A 25,209-nucleotide genomic window follows, 5' to 3' on the forward strand; every position below is an offset into this window, starting at 1 on the left:
CCACCGATGATGTTCGACCCTGCTTCAACGCCAGGCGTCATATCGGATCACGTTGATTGAAGTACAGGGCGAGAGAATAAATCAAGGGGTCGGATCGCTTTGTTTCAAAGCGCTCCAACCCGGTATCTCATTGGTCTATCGGCGCAAGAGGATTGCGACCAGAACGCCCAGCGCTGCGGCAGCACCGATCGTGGCGACCGGATGCTCGCGAACGTTGCGGCGTACCTCACGTTCAGCCACGGAGTAGCGGTCGCGCAGTTCGGCAAGCAGGGCTTCGCCGTGCTCTCTGAGGTCGCCGAGGCCAGCTTCCGCATGTTCGCGCATGTCACTTGCCTTGGCGCGGACATCCTTGGATGCCTGCGTTCCGCGTTTCGCCAACAGGCCGCTCAATGCGGCGATGTCTTCGCGAAGCTCGCTCAGCTGGTCTTCGACGGATGCCTGCAAATATGCGCCATTGCGCTTTTTCGAGGAACTGGAAAAAAGGCCGGTTGCCATATGGGAAACTCCTTTTGTGCCGCGGGTTCGGCTCTGCCCGGACGGGTTTGGCCGGGGTCCTCCTCAAAACGTTGCAAAAGGCTTTTGGTTCCGGAGATTCTGTTCAGGCTCCGGCCGTATGGGGCAGAACGAAGGGCACGGTGCCGGACGGCGTGGTGTTTACCCGCATGGGGCAGCCAAAGACGCTTTCCATGACCTCATCGGTCATCACGTCCTTTGGACTGCCGGCGGCCTCGACGCGGCCACCGCGCATCATGACCATCTGGTCTGCGAACATCGCCGTGAGATTGAGATCATGCATGATCGCCACCACGCCGCCGCCCCGGCTGCAGAAATCCCGAGCGAGCTTCATGATCGTCAGCTGGTGGCGGATATCGAGGCTGGAAACCGGCTCGTCGAGCAGCAGGAAGGCGGGTTCACCGTTTTCCAGCGGATCCCATATCTGGCAGAGGGCGCGGGCAAGCTGAACCCGCTGTTGTTCGCCGCCGGAAAGCTCCTGATAAAAACGCCCGGAAAAACCGGCCAGATCGACGGCTTCGAGCGCATCGCGGGCGATCCGCTCGACCTCCTCGGGGCGGTCCGCGCCGCCGACGGCAAGTCCCATGCGCACGATCTCGCGCACGGTGAAGGGGAACGAGATGACGGTTGCCTGTGGCAGGACCGCCCGCTTCAACGCCAGTTCCCAGGGCTTCAGTCTGGCGATGTCGTGGCCGTTAATGCTGACATTGCCCTCGTAGTGGGTCTCGCCCGCGATGGCACGCATTGTTGTCGTCTTGCCGCAGCCATTGGGACCGACGATCGCCGTTAACTGGCCTGCCGGCGCCTCGAAACTGATACCGTGAAGCACCTGCTTGCCTGAAAGCCGCACGGAAATATTGCTGGCCCTGATCATGGTTTACCTCAAAGCCCCATATGGGATCGACCGCGCAGCAGGATCCAAAGGAAGAAGGGCGCTCCCGCAAAGGCCGTGATGATCCCGATCGGCAATTCCGCCGGCGGGACGATGGTGCGGGCGATCATGTCCGCGAAGATCAGCAGGATGCCACCGAGAAGCGCCGAAGCCGGCAGAAGGAAGCGATGATCCGGGCCGATCACCAGCCGCAGAACGTGCGGCACGACGATTCCGACAAAGCCGATACCGCCACTGACGGCCACCGAGGCACCGGTTGCCGCAGCCACGCTGACGATCGCCACGTTCTTCAGCCGTTGAACGGGCACCCCCATATGAAAAGCGGCCGCTTCGCCAAGCGTGAGAGCGTTGAGGCCGCGGGCAAGGAACGGCACGACCGCAAGCGAAAGAAGGATGATCGGGGCGGCCGCGAGAATTTTCGGCCAGCTTGCGCCAGCGAGGGAACCCAGCCCCCAGAATGTGAGATCGCGTAGTTGCTGGTCGTCGGCGACAAAGATCATGACCCCGGTTATCGCACCGGCGAGCGCAGCGATGGCAATGCCGGCCAGCAGCATGGTGGCGACGGAGGTATGGCCGCTGCGGGTCGCGATGCGATAGAGCAGAAACGTCGTTGCAAGCCCGCCAAGGAAGGCTGCAATCGGAAGCGCATAAAAGCCGAAGGCTGCAAAGAGCGGGCCGAAGGTGGCGCTGCCCAGCACAATGACGAGCACCGCCCCGAGGCTTGCACCGGCAGAGACGCCGACGAGGCCGGGATCCGCGAGCGGATTGCGGAAAAGACCCTGCATGACGGCCCCGGAAACGGCCAGCGCCGCGCCGACCAGAAGACCGAGGACCGCGCGGGGAAGGCGGATGTCGAAGATGATGATGCGATCGCGCAGACTGAGGGCCTGTTCGGCGGTCTCCGTACCGGTCAGCCAGCGCAACAGGTTGCCGACCGAGGCATCGGCGGCGCCCGTCATGATGGAACTGAAGAACGTGACCACTGCCAGCAAAGCCAGCACAAAGATCACGAGCCGCGCGACCTGGGATCGGTCGCCGGCTCGCCAGCTTTCCTTCATGCGCACCGCGATGGAACGGCGCTGGCCGTTTTCCACGGCCATTTCACTGGGATGCATTCGTCGTTTTTCCGTAAATGGCTCCATTCAGCTCCCGAACGGCGCTGGCCGTGCGAGGGCCGAAGCCGAGAAGTTGCAGCCCGTCCATGCGAACGATGGCCTTGTCCTTCGCGGCAGGCGTCATGCTGAGTGCCGGATGCTTGAGCAAATCTTCGTCGCTCATAGCATGGCCACCGCCGCGCTGCATCATCAGAATGACATCCGGTTTCGCTTCGATGATCGCTTCATCGGTCAGCGGCTTGTAACCGGCATACGTGCCGGCGGCGTTGATTACGCCGGACAGGCGAAGGATACCATCCGCTGCCGTGCCGGTGCCCGCGGCCATGATCTTTCCGCCTTGGGCGGAGAGAATGAAGATGACGCGCTTGCGCTCGGCTTGCGGGCGCTTCTCGGCGTCTGCAACAGCAGCGTCGAGATCGGCCTTGACCTTTTCGCGCAAGGCTGCCGCCTTTTCCGGAACGCCGAGAAAGTTGCCCACAGCCGTGATCTTGTCGAGGATACCCTGGCTGTCGAACCTGTCCGGAATGGTCTGGAAGGCGATGTTTGATTGCTTGATAACCGACAGGGCTTCCGGCGGCCCACTGCCCTCGATGGAAATGATGGCGGTCGGATTGGTTGAGATCACGCCTTCCGGCGAGAGTTGGCGCATATAGCCAACATCCGGAACCGTCATGGCAGCCTCCGGATACATGCTGGTTGAATCGCGTCCGACGAGACGTTTTTCTTCACCCAGCGCGTAGACGATCTCTGTCACCGCCCCGCCGATCGACACGAGGCGCGAGCTGTCCACCGGCTGCGCTTGCTGCGCGAAAGCGGTGGCGGTGAGTACCGGAAGCGGGGGCAGCGCGAACGGTGCCGCCACTGCGAGAAGGATCGCTGCTTTCTTCAGGGGGCTGCGTCCAAAGAGATCGATGAACTGGCGCATGATATGTCCTCTCAAGCCGCTGCCGAGGTATCGAGTTTCTGCAGGCCTTCCATGATCGAGCGCCATTCCGGCTGCTCGGCAAAGCCTTCCTTGCGCTTGCCGAAGAACTGAATGACCATCTCGCCCTTTGCATCGAGTGCTTCAAGCGAGGTGACATGGCCATCTGCCGTCGGCTTGCGGACTGCCCAGACCTCGGCCAGATGATCGGCGCGCAGGTGGAGGTGGAAGGTCGGATCGAAGATGTTGATCCACGGACCCATCTGCTCGATCTTCTCGATCGGGCCGGAGTGAATCTGGATCATGCCGTGATTGCCGACGAAGCACATGATGGAGATGCCTGCCGCGGCGCTGTCGCGCATCATCTGCTCGACGGCCGAAGGCGCCAAAAGCCAGGCATACTCCTCGCCGACCGCATGCAGCGCCTGACGGCGGCTGGCTTTCAGGTTTCGCAGCAGGCCGAAGAACTGGTGCGTGTCCGTCATCTTGCTCCAGCGGTCGCGCAATTCGGCAGCATCCAGCGCCGGGTTGTCGGCTTCCGCCGGTGCGGTAGAAGCTTCCTCGACGAAATCCTGCGACTGATCTTCGAGGCGGAAGTCCGCGACGATGGCATGGTAGGCGTCGAGGTTGGATTCCGGCCGCAGGTGAACCTTGTGGATCGCAATACCCTGACGATCGAAGAACTGCAGGCTGTGGCGCACATTCTCGCCGTCCGTCTTGGTCACGGCGAAGCCATGGGCCCAGGCGCGGGGGAACACACGCAGGTCGATTTCCTTGCCAAGCACGATCGAAGCCTGTTCGCCGGGAGAAGCCTTTTCGAACGGGCCTATCTTCTCATGGACGGCGCTTTCGTTGCGGGTCAGGGCCATAACGGTGCCGAGTTCCGGTGCGCGCTCGAGGAAGCGATTGGCGCTTCCATCGATGCGGATCGCCGTCAGGCCGACTTCGGCTGCCACGAGGGCGGCCTCTGATACACCGAGCTGGGCGGCGATGTCGCGCTCGCGCATCTTGCTGTTTTCTGCCCGGTAGGCACGGATTTCAGAGGGAGTCGGACGGGTTCTTGTGGTCATGGTCGCCTACTTGTTCAAAATAAGTTTGCCCTGGCGGGTGATCTTCATTCGATAGATTGCGCCGTCATGGGTGATCTGGATTTCGGTTTCGCCGCGAAAGAGGTCGCGGCTGTCAATCATGCGCGGCTTCGCGTCGATCGGCACAGGCATAATCGGTGTTTCTGGTTCAATTGCTTTCAAAGTTCGGGTCCTGAAAGAACGCTGCGGACGGCGGTTTCGCCAGTTTTCCGTGGGTTCCTGGAGTTCGTATCTTGACTTCCATACTCACCTTTTAATATGGACGCAATATATGATTTTGCGAGTTAAGTTATTTCGGTTATCACTTGCAAAAGCGCCTTTGAAGGTGCTTTTGAACCGATAGGCGACACCGCTTCAGACGACGTTTTTTAGGAATGGGCACCATGATGACGACGCGCGAATTTTCCCTTGCCATGATGGCCGTGATGAGCTTTTCCGGTGTTGCCCTTGCACAGGACGCGCTGCCTTCCGGTAAGCTTGCCGTGGAGCTCAATGAGCTCGCTCCTTCCGAAAAAGGCTGCAAGCTGACCTTCTTGGCGACGAACGGATTTGAACAGTCTCTGGACAAGGCATCCTTCGAATTCGTTCTTTTTGACGAGAAGGGGCTGGTCGAGCGTATGGCGGTTCTCGATTTTCGCGATCTGCCCGCCGGCAAGATGAAGGTGCGCCAGTTCGATCTGCCGGGCACCAAGTGCGAGGCTGTCAAAAGCATGCTGATCAATGATGCGCCGGTCTGCACCGGGCAGGGCATCGACAAGAGCGCCTGTATGACGGGGCTTTCGGCAGGTTCGAAGGCCTCCGTGGAACTGAAGGGCTGATGCGATCTTCGCATCGGTAGCTGGCATGAAGACATTTATGAAATGGACCGCGGCCGTCGCACTCTCGCTGCTTGCGCATGCGGGGGCGGCGGCGTTGTTCCAGCCCGAGCCGGAAGCGATGACCGCACAGGTCGCCGGGGGCGAGGCAATGGAAGTTACCCTTCTGGGCAACGCTTTCGAGGAAACGCTGCAGGCTGGCATTTCCACGGACCAGCCGATCGACCCCCTGGAGACGCCGCCGGAGGAGGTTCAGCCTATCGAGGAAACCCCGCCGGTCGAGGAAATTCGTCCGGTCGAGACCGAAATTCCGGCGGAGACGCCAACCGATGTCCAGCCGGTTGAGGCGGATGTCGTGCTGCCGGCGGAGGACATGCCGGAAACGGTTGTTGCCGAGGCCGAGGTGACGGCGACCATCGCGCCGGCCGAGACTGTCATTCCCGAGCAAAAGCCGGAGATCCAGCCGGAACCCGAAAAGGTCGAGAAGCCGCCGGAAGAGAAGAAGAAGGTCGAGCGCAAGAAGCCGGTCAAGCAGAAGGCGGGCGACAAGGGGCAAAGCGTTGCCAGCGCCACCAAGGGGCAGGCAGACGGGGTGCCGGACGCCTCGGTCAGCACATCCAGCGGCAAAAAGGGTAAAATGACCCAGCAGGCGGGCAACGCCGCCGTCTCCAACTATCCGGGCAAGGTTCGCGCCAAACTCAACCGCGCATACCGTTATCCCCGCAGCGCAGAGCGCAAGGGGCTTGGCGGGGTCGCGCAGGTTACATTTACGGTTTCGGCCGATGGCTCCGTGCGCGGTGCCCGCATCTCAAGAAGCACGGGGATTCCGATTCTGGATGAAGCTGCGATCAAGGCGGTTCAGCGCGCGGCGCCCTATCCCAAAATCCCGGCGGAATCCGGAAAAAACAGTTGGCTGTTCACCTTGCCGATCGAAGCCCGCCCGCCTCGGTAAGGCGTAAGCTCTTGTTTGTAAAATTATTTTACGCCGCGCCTTCATGAAGGTGCGGCGTTTTTGCAGGAGGCAAAATTTTCTCAAAAAATATGATAAGACTCATGTTTATACTTTACTCCTTTTATCAAGTTTATTAGGGTCGCGCTCAACGAAACAAGCGGCATCTTTGTCGCGATACAGTCGGGAGTTGCAGATGGGTGACAAGCATCGACAGCAGCGTGGCAAGGACAGGCAGCGCGACAATGGTCGGGAAATTGCCGTGGCGGCATCTGCCGATCCCTCCAGACCGGGGCTTGAGGGGCGCAGTTTCCTCTATGTCGGCGGGCGGGATTGTCAGGTCGCGCATCTGCGTCAGATCGTCAGCAATTTTGGCGCGGAACTGATCCATCATGACGGTGGTCTGCGCGAAGCGGTTTCGCGCATCGACAACGTTCTGCCCTCGGTCGACTGCGTCTTCTGCCCGATCGACTGCATCAGCCACGATGCGTGTCTGCGCGTGAAGTCGGGCTGCAAGAAGTGGGGCAAGGCTTTCGTGCCGCTGCGCAACGGCAGCAAGTCGAGTTTCGAGCGGGCGCTGCAGGAAATGAGCGATAAGCGCGCCAACTGAGCCGCGCCTTGCAGAGAACCATTGGAGTTTCTGGAAATGAGCGATGATCGTCCCGATCAGATGACCATGATCGGTCTGCACAAGCTTGCCGAGCAGGTTGGCGATGGCATGGTGCCGGAGCTTTATGCGCTTCTTCGGGAGCGGGCTCGCGTCGTGAATGACAGCGGAAACGTCACCCCGTTTCCTCTTGAGCGCACGCGCCTGCCGCGGCGTTCTCCTTATGCGATCTCCACTCTTGCGCATGCTCTGGGTGCGCATAAAATCCTGAGCTTTCCCAGTTCCGCCCTGGAGCGCGATGAGCGGCGCAAGAGACAGGGCTGACGTTCGTATCGCGAGGTTAAGTCGATGTATTTTGCCATGAACCGCTTCAGGATTGCCCTTGGACAGGAAGAGGCATTCGAAGCCATCTGGAAAAACCGGGATTCCAGCCTGAGCGAGGTCCCAGGCTTTCTCGCGTTTCGGCTGCTGCGGGGTGATAGTTTTACCGCCGAAGGCTATACGCTCTTCGTTTCCAGCTCGACCTGGCAAGACCGCGATGCTTTCACGGCTTGGACGAAATCGGAGAACTTTCGTGCGGCGCATAAGAACGCGGCTGACAACCGTGCCATGTATCTTGGTCCGCCGAAGTTTGAAGGTTTTTCCGTCGTAGAAGGCGCCTGAGATCCTTCAGCCGCTCAGGTTGTCTTAGGCGGAAGAAAAGCGCCGAGCGCCAACGTCAGCCATCCGAGCATCATCAGCACGCCGCCCGCCGGGGCCGACATGAGAAAGAGGCCGTGTCCGGCAAGATGGCGCATGGTCAGATCGGCGGCAAAAAGGGTGGTGCCAAGCGAAAGCAGCACGGCTGATGCAGCGGCAAGGCGCAGCCGTTCCCAGGCGGACGTCAATGCGATGAGGGCCGGGGCGTGGGCAAGGCACATGGCAGACGCACCGCCAAGCAGGCGAGGATCGGCACCGTGAGAGGCGGCGGCAGCGGCGGCAACGCCAAAGGCGCCCATCAAACCCGCAAGAAGCGGTACGACACGACGAAACTCCATCAATCGGTTTCCTTGTTCTGCATGTGATGGGCGAGCCGCGTGACCGGCTCCAGAATGATGGCGCGCAATTGGGCATGCGGCACCGTTTCTTCGAGCGCCAGTGTGAAGCACATCAGCCACTCGTCGCGTTCCGCCGGACCGATCTCGGCAACGAAATGGCGACGCCGCAGCATCGGGTGGCCGCGCTTTTCGGTGTAGAGCGGCGGCCCGCCGAGATAGCCGGTCATGTATTCGTAAAATTTTTCCTCGCTGCCGCTGAGATCGGCAGGATGGATCGCCCGGCACCGGGCGGCACCGGGCAGGGTGTCCATCAATTCATAGAAGCGGCGCGTGAGCGCGCGTACGGCGGGATCGCCGCCGATGGCTTCGTAGAGTGTTTGCGTCGAAGGTCCTGTCATCTCTTCTTTTCACGCGATGGGCCGCGCGTTGGTCGCGGTCTTGTCCGGTTTTCTCTACTCTCAAGATTGCGGAGAACCAATGCAAATTCGAGGCGATGTAAAGCTTGCGGCAATTCACCGCGATGAACCCGGCATCGTAAATCTACGTATTGACAAACCGTCCGGACGGTATGTTTATGTGATGTATGTCCATTGCACATCATCGCCAGAAGCGTCCTCAGCTTGTTCGTCAGCAGTTGCTGGAGGTCGCAGCACGCCTCTCGCTGGAAAATGGCGTGGCCAGCGTCACGCTGGATGCGGTGTCCCAGGCTGCAGGCGTGAGCAAGGGTGGCTTGCTGCATCATTTTCCAAACAAGATGGCCCTTCTTGACGGTCTGTTCGATGATCTCACCCAGAAGTTCGATCAGGAGCTCGATGAGCAAATGCGCAACGATCCTGTCGCGCATGGGCGTTTCAGCCGGGCCTATCTCGCCGCCGTCTTATCGCTGGGCGCGCAAACGGCGCAGGAGACGCAAGCCTGGCAAGTCCTGACGATTGCATTGCTGGCCGAGCCGGCGCTGCGTGACCGCTGGCGGCAATGGGTTGCGGATCGGGCCGATGAATTTGTCGGCACGGACTCCTCGACCAACTGTCTCCTGGTCCGCTTGGCGGCCGATGGGCTGTGGCTCGCCGATATCCTGCAAAGCCATGATATCGGTGCAGACGAACGCAAGGCGCTCGCCGCCAGCCTGAAAACACTATCCTTCCAATAATTTGCGAGACGACGATGAGCCTGCCGATGTTGTATAGCGTGCTGGTGATCGCAATCATCTTCGAGGTGCTTGGCACATCGGCGATGCAGGCGGCGCAGCATTTTACGCGGCTCGTTCCGACCGTGACGATGGTGGTCTGTTATGCCATCGCCTTCTTCTGCCTGTCCTATACGCTGAAGAGCATTCCGGTCGGCATCGCCTATGCGATCTGGAGCGGCCTCGGTATCGTCCTGATTTCGCTGGTGGGCTATTTCGTGTTCGGCCAGAAGCTGGATCTTGCGGCTGTGGTCGGCCTCGGCCTCATCATCGCGGGTGTGCTGGTCCTCAATCTGCTCTCCAAATCCTCTTTCCATTGATCCGCCTTCGTCTTCGGGCTTCATCCCGAACAGTCTCCGTTTTTGGACTTGCAAAACGGCTCATCACGCTCTATCGCTCAAAATTGAAAGCGGTTTCAATTTTATCGGCCGGCCGGTCATGCGGGCGGTTGTTTTTGTGACGGGGAAGGAACGTAAATGGCTATCAAGGCGGTCGTCTGGGGGGAGAACATCCACGAGCAGACGAATGCGATCGTGCGCGGCATTTATCCCAATGGCATGCACAACACCATTGCTGCGGCACTGAACACGGACCCCGCCCTTAAGGCGACCACGGCGACGCTTCAGGAGCCGGAGCACGGCCTGACGGTCGAGCGGCTGGCTGAAACCGACGTGTTGCTCTGGTGGGGACACAAAGATCACGGTGCGGTCAGCGATGAGGTGGTCGAGCGCGTTGCCAAGCGCGTCTGGGAAGGCATGGGGCTGATCGTTCTGCATTCCGGCCATTTCTCCAAGCCGTTCAAGCGCCTGATGGGCACGCCCTGTGCGCTGAAGTGGCGTGAGGCTGGCGAGCGCGAGCGCCTCTGGGTGATCAATCCGCGCCACCCGATTGCGGCCGGGCTGGATGAGAATTTCGTGCTTGAAAACGAAGAGATGTATGGCGAGCAGTTCTCGGTCCCCGAGCCGCTGGAAACCGTCTTCATCTCCTGGTTTGCGGGCGGTGAAGTCTTCCGTTCCGGTCTGACGTGGCGTCGCGGCGCGGGCAACATCTTCTATTTCCGCCCTGGTCATGAAACCTATCCGACCTACCACGATGCCAATGTGCACACCGTTCTGCGCAACGCGGTGAAGTGGGCCTACAATCCGCAGGGGACCTACACGGCAATCCATGATGCGCCGAACGTTCCCGTTGAAAAGGCTCTTGAGCCGATCGTCGAGCGAGGCCCGCGCCTGCATCAGGATGGCGAGGAGGGTTACAAGTGAACGCCGTTCGCCTTCTCATTCTCGGCACCGGTGGCATGGCCAATACCCATGCCATGAATTTCTCCTTGATCGATGGCGTCGAACTCGTGGCCGCCGTCGATGTGGATATTGCGCGCGTCGAAGCCTTTGCGCTGCGTCACAACATCGAACACCGCTTTACGTCGCTTGACGAAGCGATCGCCTGGGGTGAGTTCGACGCGGTGACCAATGTCACGCCGGACAAGATCCATCATCCGACGACGTTGAAGCTCATTGCCGCCGGCAAGCATGTGCTGTGCGAAAAGCCATTGGCCGAAGATTATGCCAAGGCGGACGAGATGGCCCGCGCGGCGGAAGCCTCTGGTCTCGTGACCATGGTGAACCTGACCTACCGCAACGTCGCGGAAATCCAGACGGCGCGCAAGATGGTGCTTGCCGGCGATATTGGCAAGGTGCGCCACATCGAAGCCTCCTATCTGCAGAGCTGGCTGGTGTCCAAGGCCTGGGGAGATTGGGCAAGCGAATCCCAATGGCTCTGGCGCCTTTCCACAAAACACGGCTCGAACGGCGTGCTGGGCGATGTCGGCATTCACATTCTCGACTTTGCCGGCTATGGCGCCGGCAGCGATGTCGAGCATGTCTTTGCCCGCCTGAAGACCTTCGACAAGGCGCCCGGCAACAGGATCGGCGAATACGATCTCGATGCCAATGACAGCTTCACCATGACGGCGGAATTTGCCAATGGCGCCATGGGCGTCATCCATGCGAGCCGCTGGGCCGTTGGTCACCTGAACGAGCTGCGCCTGCGCATGCACGGGGAAAAGGGAGCGATCGAAGTCATTCACACGCCGGATGGCTCGACACTCCGGGCTTGCCTTGGGGAGGATATCGAAAAGGGCGTCTGGAAGGATATCGACGCCGGTACGGTTCTCACCAACTATCAGCGCTTCATCGATGCTGTGCGCGACGGCAAGACCGAGGAACCCGGCTTCCGCCATGCGGCCGAGCTTCAAAAAGTGCTCGATCTTGCAATCCTGACGGAAAAAGAGCGCCGCGAGCTATCGGTTTAGAGAACAGCATCATACGGTCCTCTCTTCCGCACACGGAGAGGGAATCAACGCTGGAGCACTGCGGCCGTTGACCGGCGAATGACCAGTTCCACGGGCCAGACTTCCCGCAGCTCTTGCGCCGGCTTGCCCTGCAGAAGTTCCAGCAGCATGTCTGCGATGCGCGCGCCCGCCGCTCGGATGGAGGAGCGTGTCGTCGAAAGCGACGGCATCAGGTTCTCGGGGCTGATATAGGGAAACACATCGTCATGGGCGATGAGCGAGAGATCCTCGCTCACCTTCAGTCCGGCGATACGGATCGCGCGCATGGCGCCGAGCGCCGACATCATCGAGCCTGCCACGATGGCGGTTGGCTGGTTCTCAAGCTTGAGAAAACCCTGGGTCAGTCGAAAGCCCATCTCATCGGTGAACTCGCCGTTTCCGATGAGAGCAGGATCGACCGCAACGTCATGATCGGCAAGTGCCGTCTGGTATCCCTCCTGTCGATGCTCGGCGAAGATACGGCCGCGATATCCGTTGAGAAAACCGATCCTGCGATGGCCAAGGTCCAGCAGATGGCGCGTCGCCTGATGAACGGCGCTGAAATTGTCGATGTCCAGCCAGCCGAACGCACCCTCCGTCTGTGGCCTGCCGTGTACGATAAAGGGCAGGCGCAGGCTGGTCAGCAGTTCGATCCGCGGGTCGTCGATATAGGGGGAATGCAGCACGATAGCATCGACCCGCTTGCTGGCCGCCAGTCGCCGATAGGTCGCGAGTTCCGCCTCGGTGGAATCGACGGTCGAAACTAGGATATCGATCTCTTCCTTCTGCAACCGGTTGCCAAGGCCGCCCATGAACTCGCTGGTGTGCGGCCCAAACTCACCGCCGCCTTTCAGCACGATGCCGATGGCGCCGACCCGGCCCGTTGCCAGTCCGAGCGCGCTTGTATTGGGGCGATAGCCGAATTCCACCGCAGCCCGCAAAACCTTCTCGCGCGTCGATTGCTTGACCTCGGGATAGCCGGACAAGGCCCGGCTCACCGTGGTCTGCGACAGCTCAAGCTTGCTGGCGAACTCCTTGAGGTTCATGCACAAATTCCCTTTTCAGGAAGTTTAGCGCAAAATCACCGCAACGGGAATGAATTTACCATCATTGACCGATGCCCGGCACGCCGGCCCGGATCGCTTTCGAGAAATCCGGCGTATCTCCCGCATCCTGTCCGCGCTTGCTGATCGCGCCTGCTTCCTTCAGTTGCGGCAGTGTGAAGCCGGGGGCAAAGCCTCCGACAGTTTCGATATAATCGGGCAGATATCCGGAAAACAGCAGCCGGTAATCGATCGGCAATCCATCCACGATGCGGGCAACCATCTGGTAGACGATGGTCGTGCAGTTGGCTGTGATCGTGTGGTAAAAGCGCGGTTCGGCCGCCAGTTCATTGGCTTTTTGAACATAGGCAAGAAACACCGAACGGATCACCGGGGCCGGCATGTTGATCCGGTAGAGATAGACGTCTTCCTTGCGGATGTTGGTTCTGAGCAGAACGATATCGCGCTCGTCCGCCGCGACAACGCTGGTTTCGAACTGCTTGAAGAATCCACCGATCTCGGAGAAAGCCTCGTGGCGCTCCTTGCGGATCTCTAGCGAGAAGGTCACGAACTGGCCATCCGAAAAACCTAACGAAACGAGCGTGTGGGCGATGGCGGGACCGGACCAATAGGAGAGGAGAAGATCGACGGAGTTTAGGTTTCGAAGATCGTAGGTGCGCGTCTCCCAGGCTGGCGTATAGTCGGAAAGATCTCGCCAATGAAAGTTTCGGACATTCCGGAGTGTCACCTGATCGCCCTGGATCTCTCCCGTCACCATTTCCGTGACATCGTCGGCCCAGTCACGATCATTGCTTGGACGGATTGTGTTCCACCAGACGAGCAGGCCGGCGAAGAGCAGCACATATATACCGATGGTGCGCAGACGTCTTTTGCGCGTCAGCAGAAAAACGAGAGCCGTCAGGGAAAGCGCAACCCAGGCTGCACCGACTGCAGACGATATCACCGTGCCATCGGGAAACTGGTAGCGGAGCGCCAGACCGCCCCAGACACCCATTGCAATCACACATAGCGCTGCAAGGGCGAGAAACGCCCAGGTGGTCGCCGTTTTCAGCGCGGACCGACCGGCGTCCGGCACGTTACTGCCCCACAGCCGTTGTTACCGTGTTCCCGACCGTCGTATTGAAGCGGTCGATCTGTCCCTTGTAGTTCTGGCGCGTGTTCGGGTCGAAGACCAGGATCGGGGTGCTGACGGCGATGCTGGCGGCACTGCCGACAGTCTGCGCCGTGCCGAGCGCCACGGCCCCCAACCGGTCGCCAAGGCCGACATTGCTTTCGGTCACGGCCTGCCCGGCGATTAGCCGGTCGCCCAGAAGACGCACGACCTCGGGGCTTTCCGCGAACTTGCCATGGTTGAGTTTGTCGCCCGTCTTGACGGCGGTGAGGTCGATGACGGTGATGCCGGAGCGTTCGAGCGCGGTGCGATAGGGCTCCTTGGAAGGATCGATCTGGCCGACGCGATCGACATTCCCGGAAATGCGCCGCGAGAGCGCCAACGCACGGTCATCCTGCGACACGAAGATGGTGAATTTCGGCTTGTTGGATCCCATGGCCAGCCACTGCTGCCTGAACACATCGACATCGAGGTCGGGCGACGCCAGAATGACGTCCTTGATCTTGGAATTGACGTGGCCATCGCGGATCGCCATCTGGCGCAAGGCCTCGACCGTCAGCCACGATCCCATGGAATGGGCCATGACGGTGATTTCACCAACGGCTGGATTTTCGGACGCCCGGCGCAGCAGCTCTTCCAGGGCATCGCGCGAGTAGTTGGTGCTTTCCTTATCGTAGTTGTAATCCCAGATGCTGGCGCGCGAAGGCCAGGTGAAGATCACCGGGGCGACGTCGGTCTTTGAATCGTGAACGATCTGGGCGAAGCGATAGACGGCATCTTCGTAACGGTTGTTGAAGCCGTGAACGAAGAGCAGGACCCTGCGGCTCTTCGGCATGGTTCTGATGAGCCAGGGTCTCGCGTCCGAAAGCTGAGCCAGCGGCTTGATGCTCACGGTGGAAAAATCGGTTTCCGGGTTAGGAGGCAGCTTCTTGGGCCATTGCACCTCGCCGATCTTTCGGTTCTTGTCGGGCGGTATGGAGATCACCAGCTCCGCGGCCGAAACCTGCTCCGCGCGCTCACCGCCAAAAAGCACGCCGGGTTCGGTGGACGGAGCACGCGTGGTGGCGACCAGAAGATCGACCTGCGTCGCATCGGTTGCCGTTCCCGAGGGCACGAGCACGCCAACGGGGCGGCTGGCGCAGGCCGTGAGCGTCATGACGAACACGAGCAATATAGCCAGCCGGGTGGCCTTGGCTTCGCGCGTCACGGATCGTAAAAACATCACACAAATCCCCAGAAACTCCCGCTGCAGCATTGTCAAATTCTGCGTCCGCGCAACCCGTATTTTAATCTTGGTTAAAATCGCCAACGCTATTTTTGATTGCGTTGCCGTACGGCCACCGCCGTCTTGCCCCTTGGACGAGTGTGCGTGAAAGCTGTGACAGGCTTGCTGTTGATCATCTGTATAAAAAGGCATGGCGGCAATTGTCATACCTGAATTCATTGTCTAGCATCGGTCCTTCAACCCCGTGATCGGAGCGGATTGACCGTTCTTAAGTCGTTGATATGTTAGGGAATAATTTTATATGCATGCGGTTTTCGATGGTCACAATGACGTGCTCCTCCGGCTCTGGGCGAATGCCGCCAAGGGTGCCGATCCGGTCGAGGAATTCGCTCGGGGCATTGAGAGCGGGCATATCGACGGACCGCGTGCGAAAAAGGGAGGCCTCGCGGGCGGTCTCTGTGCGATCTACATCCCGTCCGACGGGTTGGTGCTGAAAACGCCCGATGCAAACGGCCACTATGTCACGCCGATGTCGGAGCCGCTGGACCGCCTGCCGTCTCTGGATATCGCGCTGGAATTTGCAGCCATTGCTCTTCAACTGGACAGGGCAGGGGCCTGGCGTCTGTGCCGCTCGACAGCGGATATCCGCAAGGCGATGGAAGACGATATCTTCGCCGCCGTCATGCACATGGAAGGCTGCGAGGCGATCGGCGCCGATCTGGCCGCACTTGAGGTTTTCCATGCGGCGGGTCTGCGGTCGCTCGGTCCGGTCTGGAGCCGTCACAACATCTTCGGCCATGGCGTGCCTTTCGCCTATCCGATGGACCCGGACACCGGTCCGGGGCTCACCGATACCGGCTTTGCGCTGGTCAAGGAATGTAACCGTCTCGGCATCCTCATCGATCTCGCCCACATCACGGAAAAGGGTTTCTGGGATGTCGCCAAGACCTCGGATCAGCCGCTGATCGCCAGCCATTCCAACGCCCACGCTCTGACGCCGGTTGCCCGCAATCTCACGGACAAACAGCTCGATGCCATCAAGGAAGGCAAAGGGCTGGTTGGTCTGAACTATGCGACGACGATGCTGCGGCCCGACGGTCAGGAGAATGCGAAGACGCCGCTCTCCGACATGGTGCGTCACGTCGATTATCTCATCGACCGCATGGGCATCGACTGCGTGGCGCTCGGATCGGACTTCGACGGCGCGACCATCCCGGAAGACATCGGCGACGCGGCAGGCAACCAGAACCTGATTGCTGCCCTTTCGGCTGCCGGTTATGGTGAGGCCGAACTCGTCAAAATCTGCCGGGAAAACTGGCTGCGCGTTTTGGGTCAGGCTTGGCACGAAGCCGCCTGATCCAAAAGACTGAAGCAAGAGTCATCAAGACTTAACAACGAGGGAACGAACATGCAGATGCAAATTTTCAGCCGTCACATGCGCAAGCTGACGACCGGTGCCGCCATCGCGCTCGCGCTTCTGGCCGCTCATCCGGCCTTCGCCGTTACCCCGGCTGACACGCTGGTCGAAGGTTTCGCGATCGACGACATCATCACCATGGATCCGGGCGAGGCCTTTGAGCTTTCGACGGCTGAAGTCACCAGCAACACCTACGATCTTCTGGTTCGCCTCGACCTCAACGACACGTCGAAGATCGTCGGCGATCTCGCTGAAAGCTGGACGGTTTCCGATGATGGCCTCACCTATACGTTCAAGCTGAAGCAGGGCCTGAAATTCGCCTCCGGCAATCCGATCACTGCCGAAGACGTTGCTTTCTCTTTTGAGCGTGCCGTCAAGCTCGACAAGAGCCCGGCTTTCATCCTCACCCAGTTCGGCCTGACGGGCGACAATGTGACGGAAAAGGCAAAGGCCGCCGACGAAAGCACGTTCGTCTTCACCGTCGATAAGCCTTACGCGCCGAGCTTTGTCTTGAACTGCCTGACCGCAACCGTTGCTTCGGTCGTCGACAAGAAGCTTGTTCTTGAGCATGTTGCTCCGGTCACTCCGTCCGACGAATACAAATATGACAACGACTTTGGTAACGGCTGGCTGAAGACCGGCTATGCCGGCTCGGGCGCCTTCAAGATGCGCGAATGGCGTGCAAACGAAGTCGTCGTTCTGGAGCGAAACGACAATTATCATGGCGAAAAGGCGCCGCTCGCCCGCGTCATCTATCGCCACATGAAGGAAAGCTCCGGCCAGCGGTTGGCGCTTGAAGCCGGCGATATCGATGTTGCCCGCAACCTGGAGCCGGGCGACCTGGACGCCATCTCCAAGAGCGCGGAACTGGCAACGACCGCCGCGCCGAAGGGCACCGTTTACTACATCAGCCTCAACCAGAAGAACCCGAACCTGGCGAAGCCGGAAGTCGTGGAAGCCTTCAAGTATCTGGTCGATTACGATGCGATCGGCTCGACGCTGATCAAGGGCATCGGCGAGATCCACCAGACCTTCCTGCCCAAGGGTGTTCTGGGCGAACTTGACGAGAAACCGTACACGTTCGACGTTGCCAAGGCCAAGGAACTGCTGGCCAAGGCCGGTTTGGCCGACGGTTTCACCGTCACCATGGATACCCGCAACACCCAGCCTGTGACGGGTATCGCCGAATCCTTCCAGCAGACGCTCGGCCAGGCCGGCGTGAAGCTCGAAATCATCCCTGGCGACGGCAAGCAGACGCTGACCAAATACCGCGCCCGCACGCACGATATGTATATCGGCCAGTGGGGCCAGGATTACTTCGATCCGAACTCCAACTCGGAAACCTTCACGATCAACCCGGACAATTCCGACGAGGGCAAGAACAAGACGCTCGCATGGCGCAACGCCTGGGACGTTCCGAAGGAACTTTCGGATATGTCCAAGGCTGCCTTGCTCGAAAAAGACAGCGCCAAGCGCGCAGACATGTACAAGTCGCTGCAGAAGGCTGTTCTGGAAAAGGGTCCGTTCGTGATCATCTTCCAGCAGACGGAAGTGGCCGGTTACAGCGCCAAGCTCAAGGGCTTCAAGCTGGGGCCGAGTTTCGACACCAACTATGTTGGCACGGTCAGCAAATAACCGGCCGTCAAGGGTAGTCCGGTGAGCATCTCTGACACTTCGCAACTGGTGGCCGGGCGCAAACGCGCCCGCGCCAAAGGCTGGGCCGCGACCATCGCACGTTTTCTCGTCGTGATGGTCACGACCTATCTCGGCCTTCTGGCCGTCACCTTCTTTATCGGTCGCGTCGTGCCGATCGATCCGGTGCTGGCCGTTCTCGGCGATCGGGCGCCTGCCCATGTGGTGGAGCGCGTGCGCGAGGAGATGGGCCTCAACCGGCCGCTCTATATTCAGTTCTATTATTATCTGCGCGATGCGCTGACCGGAAATTTCGGCATCTCGGTGCTGACGACCAATCCGGTCATGACCGATATCCGCCGCGTCTTTCCCGCGACCATGGAGCTTGCGACCGTCGGCACCCTGATCGGCAGCCTTTTCGGCGTGCCGCTCGGCGTTCTCGCCGCGGTCAAGCGCGGCAGCATTGCCGACCAGATCGTCCGCGTCGTGGGCCTCATCGGCTATTCCGTGCCGATCTTCTGGCTGGCGCTGCTTTCACTGCTGTTGTTTTACGCCAAGCTGCAATGGGTGGCGTTTCCGGGCCGCATCGATATCGTCTACGAATACAGTTTCACCCCAGTCACCGGCTTCTATCTCCTGGATTCCGCCTGGCAGGGGCAGTGGGATGTCTTCATCGACGTGTTCCGCCACATCATCCTGCCGGCCAGCCTGCTCGGTTATTTCTCGCTCGCCTATATCAGCCGCATGACGCGCAGCTTCATGCTGAACGAGCTGTCGCAGGAATATATCGTTGCGGCGCGCGCCAAGGGGCTGTCCGAAACCCGGATCATCTGGGGCCATGCGCTGCGCAATGCCGCCGTGCCGCTGGTGACGGTGATCGCGCTCTCCTATGCCGGCCTGCTCGAAGGCTCGGTGCTGACGGAAACCGTGTTCTCCTGGCCGGGGCTTGGCCTCTATATCACCAATTCGCTGCAGAATGCCGATATGAACGCCGTGCTTGGCGGCACGATCGTCATCGGTTCGGTGTTCATCGCCATCAACATCCTGTCCGATCTTCTCTACCGGACGCTTGATCCAAGGACGCGCGCCCGATGAGCACCGCCCCGTCCCAATCCCGCCGCGAATGGCTGCTGTCCGACCGGCCGCAATCGCGCATTCAGGCGCGCCTCGGTCGGGCCTATATGACCTGGTTGCGGTTTTCATCCAACCGTCTTGCCGTGCTCGGCCTGCTGATCATCATCGCCCTCGTGCTGATCGCGATTTTTGCCGATGTGCTGGCGCCGCATGATCCGGTCATCGGCAATCTCGCCGGTGCCCGCCTGCTGCCGCCGGGCTCGCCCGGCTACCTGCTCGGCACCGACGATCAGGGCCGCGATATCCTCTCTCGCCTGCTGCACGGTTCGCGGCTGACGCTGTTCGTCATCGTGCTCGTCGCCATCATCGCTGCCCCCGTCGGCCTGCTGGTCGGCGCGGTCTCCGGCTATGTCGGCGGCTGGGTCGACGCCGTGTTGATGCGCATCACCGACATTTTTCTTGCCTTCCCGAAGCTGGTGCTGGCGCTGGCCTTCGTCGCCGCGTTGGGACCGGGCATCGAAAACGCCATCCTTGCGATCGCGATTACCTCATGGCCGCCTTACGCCCGCATCGCCCGCGCTGAAACGCTGACGGTGCGCAATTCAGACTATATCGCCGCCGTCCGGCTGATGGGCGCTTCGCCCTTCCGCATCGTGCTGCGCCATGTCATGCCGATGTGCATGTCATCGCTGATCGTGCGCGTGACGCTTGATATGGCCGGCATCATCCTGACGGCCGCCGGCCTCGGCTTCCTCGGCCTCGGCGCGCAGCCGCCGTTGCCGGAATGGGGCGCGATGATCGCCTCTGGTCGCCGCTTCATCCTCGACCAGTGGTGGGTTGCGACCATGCCCGGCATCGCCATCCTCATCGTCAGCCTCGGCTTCAACTTGCTGGGCGACGGTCTGCGCGATGCGCTCGACCCGCGGGAGGCCGGCCAATGAACCCGCTTCTGACGGTGGACGACCTGCATGTCTCCTTCCCGACCCGCACCGGCAAGGTGGACGCCGTGCGTGGTGTGTCTTTCACGCTCGGCCGCGAACGTCTCGGCATCGTCGGCGAAAGCGGCTCCGGCAAGTCGCAGACGGGCAGGGCGATCATGGGGCTGACGCCGCCCCATGCGCAGATTTCGGCCAAGACGCTGAATTTCGACGGCATCGACCTGATGGCGGCCTCCGCGAAACAGAAGCGCAGCCTACGCGGCAACCGCATCGCCATGATCCTGCAGGACCCGAAATATTCGCTGAACCCGGTCATGAGCATCGGTCGGCAGATTGTCGAGACGCTGCGCACCCACGAAAAAATCTCGAAGAGCGACGCCCGCGACCGGGCAATCGCCATGCTGGAAGCGGTACAGATTCGCGACGCGGGCCGCGTCTTCGATCTCCATCCGCACGAGGTGTCCGGCGGCATGGGCCAACGGGCGATGATCGCGATGATGCTGGTCGCCGGCCCGGAAATGCTGATCGCCGACGAGCCGACGTCCGCGCTCGATGTGACCGTGCAGTTGGAGGTTCTGTCGGTTCTCGACAAGCTGGTGGCGGAGCGTGGAATGGGGCTTATCTTCATCTCCCATGATCTCCGGCTTGTCTCGTCTTTCTGCGACCGGGTGATCGTCATGTATGCCGGCAAGATCGTCGAGGAGTTGGCGGCGGGCGATCTCGCCAATGCCAAACACCCCTATACGCAAGGCCTGCTCAATTGCATGCCCACCATCGGCTCCGACCGGCATCCGCTGCCGGTGCTCGATCGCAAACCGGAGTGGGCGCTATGACCTCAGCGATATCAGTCGAAAACCTCGTCGTCACCTATGACGATTTCCTCGCGCTGAACGATGTTTCGATCAGCGTCGAAGCGGGCGAATCCTACGGTCTTGTCGGCGAATCCGGTTCCGGCAAATCCACGTTGTTGCGCGCCATCGCCGGCCTTGCGCCGGTTTCCGACGGCCAGATCGTCATCGGCGGAAAAACCTTGCCGCGCCGCAAGCGCGACAAGGCCTTCTATCGACAGGTCCAGATGGTTTTTCAGGACCCCTACGGTTCGCTGCACCCCCGCCAGACCATCGACCGTCTGCTGCAGGAACCGCTCGCCATCCACGGCGTCCCGGATGCGGAAAACCGGATCGTCCGGGCGCTGGATGAAGTCGGCCTCGGCCCGAGTTTCCGTTTCCGCTACGCCCACCAGCTTTCCGGCGGCCAGCGCCAGCGCATCGCAATTGCCCGTGCGCTGATCGTCGAGCCGTCCGTCCTGCTGCTGGACGAGCCGACCTCTGCGCTCGATGCCTCGGTGCAGGCGGAAGTCTTGAACCTGCTCGAACAGATCCGCCGCGACCGCAAGCTCACCTTCATCATGGTCAGCCACGACCTCGGCGTCGTCACCCATATGTGCCAACGTCTGGCGGTGATGAAAAACGGCCGTGTCGTTGAACGCCTGACCGCGCCGGACCTCGTGGCGGGCCGCATTTCCGAGGCCTATACGCAGAACCTGATGGTTGCGAGCAAGGGCTTTGTGCGCAAGGAAGCGGTCTCAGGATAAGGCTGGATAGTCAGGCGGAGCCAGCTTCAAAGCTGCGGGCGCTATTCCCCCTCAAATCGGAACCGTCTCGAGTAGGACGCCGATACCGGCTTTTCCCGATGATTGTTGAGCATCAAACGGTGACTGCCAGAAGAAATTTGCCGCCGGTCGCCGTGTCGGAAGCAAGATAGGAATTTCCTTGTCGCCCTTACGCATTGACCATTGATGCGGCGTTCAACCTGGGTTATGAACCGGGCACAGCCTGCTTCGGCGGAAACGCCGCGGATGCACCCGTAGCTCAGCTGGATAGAGTGTTGGATTCCGATTCCAAAGGTCACAGGTTCGAATCCTGTCGGGTGCGCCAAAACTTCTCACTCAATGAATCGCTGGGTTGTCATACTCGTGCGATGGATCACCTTGATATAGTCTGAATTGTATGGACTGCGCCGGGAAGAAGATGGCTTCTCTCCTTGTGACTTGCGGCGTAGAGGCCTATTTACGGCGTCCAGGCTTAGAATCCAGAGGAGAGTTGAGTGAGCACCGAATTCGGCCCGTACGTACAGATGCGCAAACTTGCTCAACAGATGGCTATTCAGTACCAAAAGGACACGGGCCTTTCGCTTGCTCCTCTTCTGGCGCATTTCATGGACGAGGTCGAAGTGAATGTGGCCTCCGATCATTTCGATCATTCGGGCTTCATGGAAAAGATCCGTGGACCCCTGACGCTCGATGCCGAAGTGACGCTGGATCCGCGCCGCAAGGAGTTTCTGACCGCGGTCGCGGGGGCGCTCGAAGAGCGCATTCAGCGTGAGACAGGGGCGCCGACACTGCCTGCCTGAAACCTCCTGATCAGGTTGGCGGCCTACGTGGCAGCCAAGGCGTGTCCGGAAAGATTGATGACGCAAGATCGCGCACAGGCTGTATGATAGCCGTGCTTCGTTTATCGGCCTCGCCTGCGAACTCATGCCGCACCGGTTGCGACAATGCGGCCAATCGCTTTTTCTGGTTCCAAACCGCATCTGAGGCCCAGCGAGCGCGGATCCTCCGCGTCGGAGCTTTGCCCAGGAGGCAGACATGGAACATGATCATCGGGAAACCACCAATCCGGCGTTGACGGGCATCAAGGGCTTGTGTCCGCGGTGCCAGACGGGGCATCTCTTCAACGGCGTGCTGTCGCTTGCGCCGCGCTGCGAGATCTGCGGACTGGATTATTCCTTTGCCGATCCGGCCGATGGCCCCGCCTTCTTTGCCATGACCATCGTTGCCGTTCCTGCGCTGCTTTTTGCGCTGTGGCTGCAGTTGGCCTACGAGCCGGCGTTGTGGGTGCATTTGCTGATTACGCTGCCTTTGACGCTGATTGCCTGTATCGCGCTTCTGCGACCGCTGAAGGGCTGGCTCGTCTGTTCGCAATATTTCCACAAGGCGGAAGAGGGCAGTATCGACCGGGAATGGCATCGCAATGCCGCGAAGGGCAATAAGTAAGAACTTCGCCTGAAGGGCGGGTGCCTTGGAAAAAGAGAATGCCGCACCTGATCGGATGCGGCATTCCATGGGTGTGTCCCAGGGGCTTGTCTTACGCGGTCTGCATCGCACCCGGGCCGGGGATCGCTTTTTCCGGGACCTTGCCGAGAATGATCATGCCGAGCACCTCGTCCTTGGTCACGTCCTCGGTGCGCGCGTGGCCAACCACCTGGCCGTTCTTCATGACGGAGACACGGTCCGCGAGGTCGAAGACATCGTGGATGTCGTGGCTGATCAGGAAGATGCCGATTCCTTCGCGCTTCAGCTGCTTGATCAGTTCGCCGACCTGCGCCGTTTCCTGGGGGCCGAGCGCTGCCGTCGGCTCGTCCATGATCAGGATGCGGGCATCGAACAGGATCGCACGGGCGATCGCCACGGATTGCCGCTGGCCGCCCGAAAGCGCCTTCACCGGCTCCTTGAAGCGCTGGAAGTTGGGGTTGAGGCGGCCCATGACTTCGCGGGCCTTGGCTTCCATCGCGACATCGTCGAGCGTGCCCCAGGGGGTGCGCAGTTCGCGGCCGAGATAGAGGTTGGCGGCGGCGTCGACGTTATCGGCGACCGCGAGCGTCTGGTAGATCGTCTCGATGCCGTATTTCTTGGCGTCGCGCGGATTGTTGATGTCGGCCGCTTCGCCGTTGATCAGGATTTCGCCGCCGTCGCGCTTGTAGGCGCCCGAGAGGATCTTGATCAGCGTCGACTTGCCGGCGCCGTTGTGGCCCAGAAGCGCCACGACTTCGCCCGGATAGAGATCGACCGAGGCGTTATCGACGGCGTGGATGCCGCCGAAGGAAATGGAGATGTTCTTCATTTCCACGAGGGGAGTGCGTTGTTCTGACATTGGTCGTACTCCTTACTTGGCTCGCGCGCGGTAGACGGTGTCGGCCCAGACGGCGAGCACCAGCACGACACCGACGACGATGCGCTGGAAAGGGCTGTCGATGCCGAGCAGCACCATGCCCGATTGCAGCGACTGCATGACGAGCGCGCCGATCATCGCACCCGCAATCGTGCCGACACCGCCGGCAAGCGAGGTGCCGCCGATGACGGCCGCGGCGATCGTATAGAGTTCATCGAGCTCGCCTTGCGCATTGGTGGCAGCGTTGAGGCGGGCGGTGGAGATGGCGGCTGCAATGGCACAGAGGATGCCCATCAGCATGAAGATGCGGATCGTCACCCAGCGTGTCTTGATGCCGGCGAGTTCGGCCGCTTCCGGGTTGCCGCCGAGCGCGAAGACATAGCGGCCGAAGCGCAGGCGGGTCGAGATGAAGGTCATGACGATGCCGACGGCGATCGCCATGAGCACTGGAATGGCGATGCCGTGGGAAATCTGCAGCCCGCCTTCCGGCCATGCGATGGCATTGGCTTCGGCGTACTTGCGGGCGATGTTCACCGGCCAATAATAGATCGTGGACACCCAAACAGCCAGCAAGACCAGCGCGCAGCTGAGGATGGACAGGAAATACTCGGCCCAGATCGGGCGGCGCGGGAAGCCGAAGCGCTTGCGCTGCTTGCGGGAATTGATGATCGCACCAACGATGGCAAGGCAGGCGATGATGCCGACGATCCAGCTGGCCGTGGCGCCGATTGAGCCTTCCGTGCCGCCGCCCATCAGGCGGAAGGTCGGGTTCATCGGGGCGACGGTCTGGCCCGAGGTGACGAACCATGTCGCGCCGCGCCAGACGAGCAGGCCGCCGAGCGTCACGATAAAGGACGGCACGTTGAGAAACGCGATGATCGAGCCGTGAAGCGCGCCGATCGCAGCCCCGATCAGGATGCCGCAGGCAAGCGTCACGATCCAGGTCAGGCTCGAATCCAGCCCAAGATACTGCGGCAGGATCTGTGCCTGCAGGACCCCCATGATCATGCCGCAGAAGCCGAGCACGGAGCCGACGGACAGATCGATGTTGCGGGTGACGATGACGAGCACCATGCCGGTCGCCATGATGGCGACAGACGACGTCTGGACCGTGAGGTTCCAGAGGTTGCGGGGCGTGAGAAACAGGCCGCCGGTCATGATCTGGAAGCCGATCCAGATGATCAGCAGCGCGCCGACCATGCCGAGCAGGCGCGTGTCGATCTCGGTGGCGCGGAAGAAGCGCTTCACCGGATGTTCGGTGGCGCTGCGGGCGCGATTGAGTTGTGTGGTTTGTATCGTGTCGGCCATGGCCCTGCCAGTCCCCCCACTTGTTCTTTTGGTGCCG

30 protein-coding genes and 1 tRNA gene are annotated in these 25,209 nt (G+C 60.6%); 18 read left to right on the top strand and 13 right to left on the bottom strand.

Annotation, left to right across the window (positions count from 1 at the left end):
- Positions 1–135: 135 nt before the first annotated feature.
- The 6 genes from BLX89_RS05285 to hemP all read right to left on the bottom strand — a co-directional run bounded on the left by BLX89_RS05285 (position 136) and on the right by hemP (position 4,662).
- On the bottom strand, positions 136–495 hold the full coding sequence (locus BLX89_RS05285; RefSeq protein WP_075289601.1) for a DUF883 family protein: 360 nt from the start codon (positions 493–495) through the stop codon (positions 136–138).
- 103 nt (positions 496–598) lie between these two features.
- Positions 599–1,387: a heme ABC transporter ATP-binding protein gene (locus BLX89_RS05290; protein ID WP_075289602.1), complete on the bottom strand. Its 789-nt coding sequence runs from the start codon at positions 1,385–1,387 to the stop codon at positions 599–601.
- Positions 1,388–1,395: 8 nt separating this feature from the next.
- The gene (locus BLX89_RS05295; protein WP_425348594.1) at positions 1,396–2,505 is read right to left on the bottom strand and encodes a FecCD family ABC transporter permease; all 1,110 of its coding nucleotides are present in this window, start codon (positions 2,503–2,505) and stop codon (positions 1,396–1,398) included.
- A gap of 1 nt (position 2,506) precedes the next feature.
- The gene (locus tag BLX89_RS05300; RefSeq protein WP_075289604.1) at positions 2,507–3,445 is read right to left on the bottom strand and encodes a heme/hemin ABC transporter substrate-binding protein; all 939 of its coding nucleotides are present in this window, start codon (positions 3,443–3,445) and stop codon (positions 2,507–2,509) included.
- An 11-nt stretch (positions 3,446–3,456) separates the two neighbouring features.
- On the bottom strand, positions 3,457–4,512 hold the full coding sequence (locus tag BLX89_RS05305) for a hemin-degrading factor (RefSeq protein ID WP_075289605.1): 1,056 nt from the start codon (positions 4,510–4,512) through the stop codon (positions 3,457–3,459).
- Positions 4,513–4,518: 6 nt separating this feature from the next.
- Entirely contained in the window at positions 4,519–4,662 is a 144-nt protein-coding gene (hemP, locus tag BLX89_RS05310) for a hemin uptake protein HemP (protein ID WP_075289606.1), read from the bottom strand.
- Between the two features lie 251 nt (positions 4,663–4,913).
- Between hemP and BLX89_RS05315 the strand changes: the two genes are divergently transcribed.
- The 5 genes from BLX89_RS05315 (at position 4,914) to hmuQ (ending at position 7,564) form a co-directional block, all read left to right on the top strand.
- Positions 4,914–5,348, top strand: coding sequence for a hypothetical protein (locus BLX89_RS05315; protein WP_083637353.1), 435 nt, complete (start codon positions 4,914–4,916; stop codon positions 5,346–5,348).
- A gap of 25 nt (positions 5,349–5,373) precedes the next feature.
- Positions 5,374–6,297, top strand: coding sequence for a cell envelope integrity protein TolA (gene tolA, locus BLX89_RS05320; RefSeq protein WP_075289607.1), 924 nt, complete (start codon positions 5,374–5,376; stop codon positions 6,295–6,297).
- A 193-nt stretch (positions 6,298–6,490) separates the two neighbouring features.
- Positions 6,491–6,904, top strand: a complete 414-nt coding sequence (locus BLX89_RS05325; protein WP_075289608.1) for a DUF2325 domain-containing protein — start codon at positions 6,491–6,493, stop codon at positions 6,902–6,904.
- Positions 6,905–6,940: 36 nt separating this feature from the next.
- Complete coding sequence (locus tag BLX89_RS05330; RefSeq protein WP_075289844.1) at positions 6,941–7,225, top strand: hypothetical protein; 285 nt, start codon at positions 6,941–6,943, stop codon at positions 7,223–7,225.
- Between the two features lie 24 nt (positions 7,226–7,249).
- Positions 7,250–7,564: a heme-degrading protein HmuQ gene (gene hmuQ / locus BLX89_RS05335; protein ID WP_075289609.1), complete on the top strand. Its 315-nt coding sequence runs from the start codon at positions 7,250–7,252 to the stop codon at positions 7,562–7,564.
- A gap of 14 nt (positions 7,565–7,578) precedes the next feature.
- On the opposite strand, the gene BLX89_RS05340 is transcribed toward hmuQ, so the two are convergent.
- Both BLX89_RS05340 and BLX89_RS05345 read right to left on the bottom strand, forming a co-directional pair.
- Positions 7,579–7,938: a DUF423 domain-containing protein gene (locus BLX89_RS05340; RefSeq protein WP_075289610.1), complete on the bottom strand. Its 360-nt coding sequence runs from the start codon at positions 7,936–7,938 to the stop codon at positions 7,579–7,581.
- Positions 7,938–8,336, bottom strand: a complete 399-nt coding sequence (locus BLX89_RS05345; protein WP_075289611.1) for a globin domain-containing protein — start codon at positions 8,334–8,336, stop codon at positions 7,938–7,940. The genes BLX89_RS05340 and BLX89_RS05345 overlap by 1 nt, the downstream gene beginning before the upstream one ends.
- A 185-nt stretch (positions 8,337–8,521) precedes the next feature.
- Here BLX89_RS05345 and BLX89_RS05350 point away from each other — a divergent pair, with 185 nt between their 5' ends.
- The 4 genes from BLX89_RS05350 (at position 8,522) to BLX89_RS05365 (ending at position 11,435) form a co-directional block, all read left to right on the top strand.
- The gene (locus BLX89_RS05350; protein WP_075289612.1) at positions 8,522–9,088 is read left to right on the top strand and encodes a TetR/AcrR family transcriptional regulator; all 567 of its coding nucleotides are present in this window, start codon (positions 8,522–8,524) and stop codon (positions 9,086–9,088) included.
- Positions 9,089–9,102: 14 nt separating this feature from the next.
- On the top strand, positions 9,103–9,444 hold the full coding sequence (locus tag BLX89_RS05355; protein ID WP_075289613.1) for a DMT family transporter: 342 nt from the start codon (positions 9,103–9,105) through the stop codon (positions 9,442–9,444).
- 156 nt (positions 9,445–9,600) lie between these two features.
- Entirely contained in the window at positions 9,601–10,386 is a 786-nt protein-coding gene (locus BLX89_RS05360) for a ThuA domain-containing protein (protein ID WP_075289614.1), read from the top strand.
- Complete coding sequence (locus tag BLX89_RS05365; protein WP_198935120.1) at positions 10,383–11,435, top strand: Gfo/Idh/MocA family protein; 1,053 nt, start codon at positions 10,383–10,385, stop codon at positions 11,433–11,435. Before BLX89_RS05360 ends, BLX89_RS05365 begins: the two co-directional genes overlap by 4 nt.
- A 44-nt stretch (positions 11,436–11,479) precedes the next feature.
- Here BLX89_RS05365 and BLX89_RS05370 read toward each other — a convergent pair whose 3' ends face one another.
- The 3 genes from BLX89_RS05370 to BLX89_RS05380 form a co-directional block, all read right to left on the bottom strand.
- A complete protein-coding gene (locus BLX89_RS05370; RefSeq protein ID WP_075289615.1) occupies positions 11,480–12,499 on the bottom strand; it encodes a substrate-binding domain-containing protein in 1,020 nt (339 codons plus the stop codon).
- Positions 12,500–12,560: 61 nt separating this feature from the next.
- Positions 12,561–13,592 (bottom strand): Lnb N-terminal periplasmic domain-containing protein, encoded by a 1,032-nt coding sequence (locus tag BLX89_RS05375; protein WP_245292757.1) that lies wholly within the window; start codon positions 13,590–13,592, stop codon positions 12,561–12,563.
- A gap of 1 nt (position 13,593) precedes the next feature.
- A complete protein-coding gene (locus BLX89_RS05380) occupies positions 13,594–14,850 on the bottom strand; it encodes an alpha/beta hydrolase (protein WP_075289847.1) in 1,257 nt (418 codons plus the stop codon).
- Between the two features lie 304 nt (positions 14,851–15,154).
- Between BLX89_RS05380 and BLX89_RS05385 the strand changes: the two genes are divergently transcribed.
- The 9 genes from BLX89_RS05385 (at position 15,155) to BLX89_RS05425 (ending at position 22,969) form a co-directional block, all read left to right on the top strand.
- Complete coding sequence (locus BLX89_RS05385) at positions 15,155–16,210, top strand: dipeptidase (RefSeq protein ID WP_075289616.1); 1,056 nt, start codon at positions 15,155–15,157, stop codon at positions 16,208–16,210.
- Positions 16,211–16,267: 57 nt separating this feature from the next.
- Positions 16,268–17,905 (top strand): ABC transporter substrate-binding protein, encoded by a 1,638-nt coding sequence (locus tag BLX89_RS05390; protein WP_425348595.1) that lies wholly within the window; start codon positions 16,268–16,270, stop codon positions 17,903–17,905.
- Positions 17,906–17,953: 48 nt separating this feature from the next.
- Positions 17,954–18,997, top strand: a complete 1,044-nt coding sequence (locus BLX89_RS05395; protein WP_075289618.1) for an ABC transporter permease — start codon at positions 17,954–17,956, stop codon at positions 18,995–18,997.
- The gene (locus tag BLX89_RS05400; RefSeq protein ID WP_075289619.1) at positions 18,994–19,917 is read left to right on the top strand and encodes an ABC transporter permease; all 924 of its coding nucleotides are present in this window, start codon (positions 18,994–18,996) and stop codon (positions 19,915–19,917) included. The genes BLX89_RS05395 and BLX89_RS05400 overlap by 4 nt, the downstream gene beginning before the upstream one ends.
- Positions 19,914–20,747, top strand: a complete 834-nt coding sequence (locus BLX89_RS05405) for an ABC transporter ATP-binding protein (protein WP_075289620.1) — start codon at positions 19,914–19,916, stop codon at positions 20,745–20,747. The genes BLX89_RS05400 and BLX89_RS05405 overlap by 4 nt, the downstream gene beginning before the upstream one ends.
- The gene (locus BLX89_RS05410; protein WP_075289621.1) at positions 20,744–21,508 is read left to right on the top strand and encodes an ABC transporter ATP-binding protein; all 765 of its coding nucleotides are present in this window, start codon (positions 20,744–20,746) and stop codon (positions 21,506–21,508) included. The genes BLX89_RS05405 and BLX89_RS05410 overlap by 4 nt, the downstream gene beginning before the upstream one ends.
- Before the next feature lie 266 nt (positions 21,509–21,774).
- A tRNA-Arg gene (locus tag BLX89_RS05415) sits at positions 21,775–21,851 on the top strand.
- 169 nt (positions 21,852–22,020) lie between these two features.
- Positions 22,021–22,326, top strand: coding sequence for a hypothetical protein (locus BLX89_RS05420; protein WP_143523500.1), 306 nt, complete (start codon positions 22,021–22,023; stop codon positions 22,324–22,326).
- A 235-nt stretch (positions 22,327–22,561) separates the two neighbouring features.
- Positions 22,562–22,969 (top strand): DUF983 domain-containing protein, encoded by a 408-nt coding sequence (locus tag BLX89_RS05425; protein ID WP_075289623.1) that lies wholly within the window; start codon positions 22,562–22,564, stop codon positions 22,967–22,969.
- A 91-nt stretch (positions 22,970–23,060) separates the two neighbouring features.
- Here BLX89_RS05425 and BLX89_RS05430 read toward each other — a convergent pair whose 3' ends face one another.
- Positions 23,061–23,846: an ATP-binding cassette domain-containing protein gene (locus tag BLX89_RS05430; protein WP_075289624.1), complete on the bottom strand. Its 786-nt coding sequence runs from the start codon at positions 23,844–23,846 to the stop codon at positions 23,061–23,063.
- 12 nt (positions 23,847–23,858) lie between these two features.
- Positions 23,859–25,172, bottom strand: coding sequence for a sugar ABC transporter permease (locus BLX89_RS05435; protein WP_075289625.1), 1,314 nt, complete (start codon positions 25,170–25,172; stop codon positions 23,859–23,861).
- Positions 25,173–25,209 lie beyond the last annotated feature (37 nt).

It is taken from the genome of Pararhizobium arenae, assembly GCF_001931685.1.
In the GTDB taxonomy this organism is placed as follows: domain Bacteria; phylum Pseudomonadota; class Alphaproteobacteria; order Rhizobiales; family Rhizobiaceae; genus Pararhizobium; species Pararhizobium arenae.

Bases quoted from the DNA above. Each gene is read 5' to 3' on its own strand.
- BLX89_RS05285 (WP_075289601.1), bottom strand. From the start codon at position 495: ATGGCAACCGGCCTTTTTTCCAGTTCCTCGAAAAAGCGCAATGGCGCA.
- BLX89_RS05290 (WP_075289602.1), bottom strand. From the start codon at position 1,387: ATGATCAGGGCCAGCAATATTTCCGTGCGGCTTTCAGGCAAGCAGGTG.
- BLX89_RS05295 (WP_425348594.1), bottom strand. From the start codon at position 2,505: ATGGCCGTGGAAAACGGCCAGCGCCGTTCCATCGCGGTGCGCATGAAG.
- BLX89_RS05300 (WP_075289604.1), bottom strand. From the start codon at position 3,445: ATGCGCCAGTTCATCGATCTCTTTGGACGCAGCCCCCTGAAGAAAGCA.
- BLX89_RS05305 (WP_075289605.1), bottom strand. From the start codon at position 4,512: ATGACCACAAGAACCCGTCCGACTCCCTCTGAAATCCGTGCCTACCGG.
- hemP (WP_075289606.1), bottom strand. From the start codon at position 4,662: ATGCCTGTGCCGATCGACGCGAAGCCGCGCATGATTGACAGCCGCGAC.
- BLX89_RS05315 (WP_083637353.1), top strand. From the start codon at position 4,914: ATGATGACGACGCGCGAATTTTCCCTTGCCATGATGGCCGTGATGAGC.
- tolA (WP_075289607.1), top strand. From the start codon at position 5,374: ATGAAGACATTTATGAAATGGACCGCGGCCGTCGCACTCTCGCTGCTT.
- BLX89_RS05325 (WP_075289608.1), top strand. From the start codon at position 6,491: ATGGGTGACAAGCATCGACAGCAGCGTGGCAAGGACAGGCAGCGCGAC.
- BLX89_RS05330 (WP_075289844.1), top strand. From the start codon at position 6,941: ATGAGCGATGATCGTCCCGATCAGATGACCATGATCGGTCTGCACAAG.
- hmuQ (WP_075289609.1), top strand. From the start codon at position 7,250: ATGTATTTTGCCATGAACCGCTTCAGGATTGCCCTTGGACAGGAAGAG.
- BLX89_RS05340 (WP_075289610.1), bottom strand. From the start codon at position 7,938: ATGGAGTTTCGTCGTGTCGTACCGCTTCTTGCGGGTTTGATGGGCGCC.
- BLX89_RS05345 (WP_075289611.1), bottom strand. From the start codon at position 8,336: ATGACAGGACCTTCGACGCAAACACTCTACGAAGCCATCGGCGGCGAT.
- BLX89_RS05350 (WP_075289612.1), top strand. From the start codon at position 8,522: ATGTCCATTGCACATCATCGCCAGAAGCGTCCTCAGCTTGTTCGTCAG.
- BLX89_RS05355 (WP_075289613.1), top strand. From the start codon at position 9,103: ATGAGCCTGCCGATGTTGTATAGCGTGCTGGTGATCGCAATCATCTTC.
- BLX89_RS05360 (WP_075289614.1), top strand. From the start codon at position 9,601: ATGGCTATCAAGGCGGTCGTCTGGGGGGAGAACATCCACGAGCAGACG.
- BLX89_RS05370 (WP_075289615.1), bottom strand. From the start codon at position 12,499: ATGAACCTCAAGGAGTTCGCCAGCAAGCTTGAGCTGTCGCAGACCACG.
- BLX89_RS05380 (WP_075289847.1), bottom strand. From the start codon at position 14,850: ATGTTTTTACGATCCGTGACGCGCGAAGCCAAGGCCACCCGGCTGGCT.
- BLX89_RS05385 (WP_075289616.1), top strand. From the start codon at position 15,155: ATGCATGCGGTTTTCGATGGTCACAATGACGTGCTCCTCCGGCTCTGG.
- BLX89_RS05390 (WP_425348595.1), top strand. From the start codon at position 16,268: ATGCAAATTTTCAGCCGTCACATGCGCAAGCTGACGACCGGTGCCGCC.
- BLX89_RS05400 (WP_075289619.1), top strand. From the start codon at position 18,994: ATGAGCACCGCCCCGTCCCAATCCCGCCGCGAATGGCTGCTGTCCGAC.
- BLX89_RS05405 (WP_075289620.1), top strand. From the start codon at position 19,914: ATGAACCCGCTTCTGACGGTGGACGACCTGCATGTCTCCTTCCCGACC.
- BLX89_RS05410 (WP_075289621.1), top strand. From the start codon at position 20,744: ATGACCTCAGCGATATCAGTCGAAAACCTCGTCGTCACCTATGACGAT.
- BLX89_RS05425 (WP_075289623.1), top strand. From the start codon at position 22,562: ATGGAACATGATCATCGGGAAACCACCAATCCGGCGTTGACGGGCATC.
- BLX89_RS05430 (WP_075289624.1), bottom strand. From the start codon at position 23,846: ATGTCAGAACAACGCACTCCCCTCGTGGAAATGAAGAACATCTCCATT.
- BLX89_RS05435 (WP_075289625.1), bottom strand. From the start codon at position 25,172: ATGGCCGACACGATACAAACCACACAACTCAATCGCGCCCGCAGCGCC.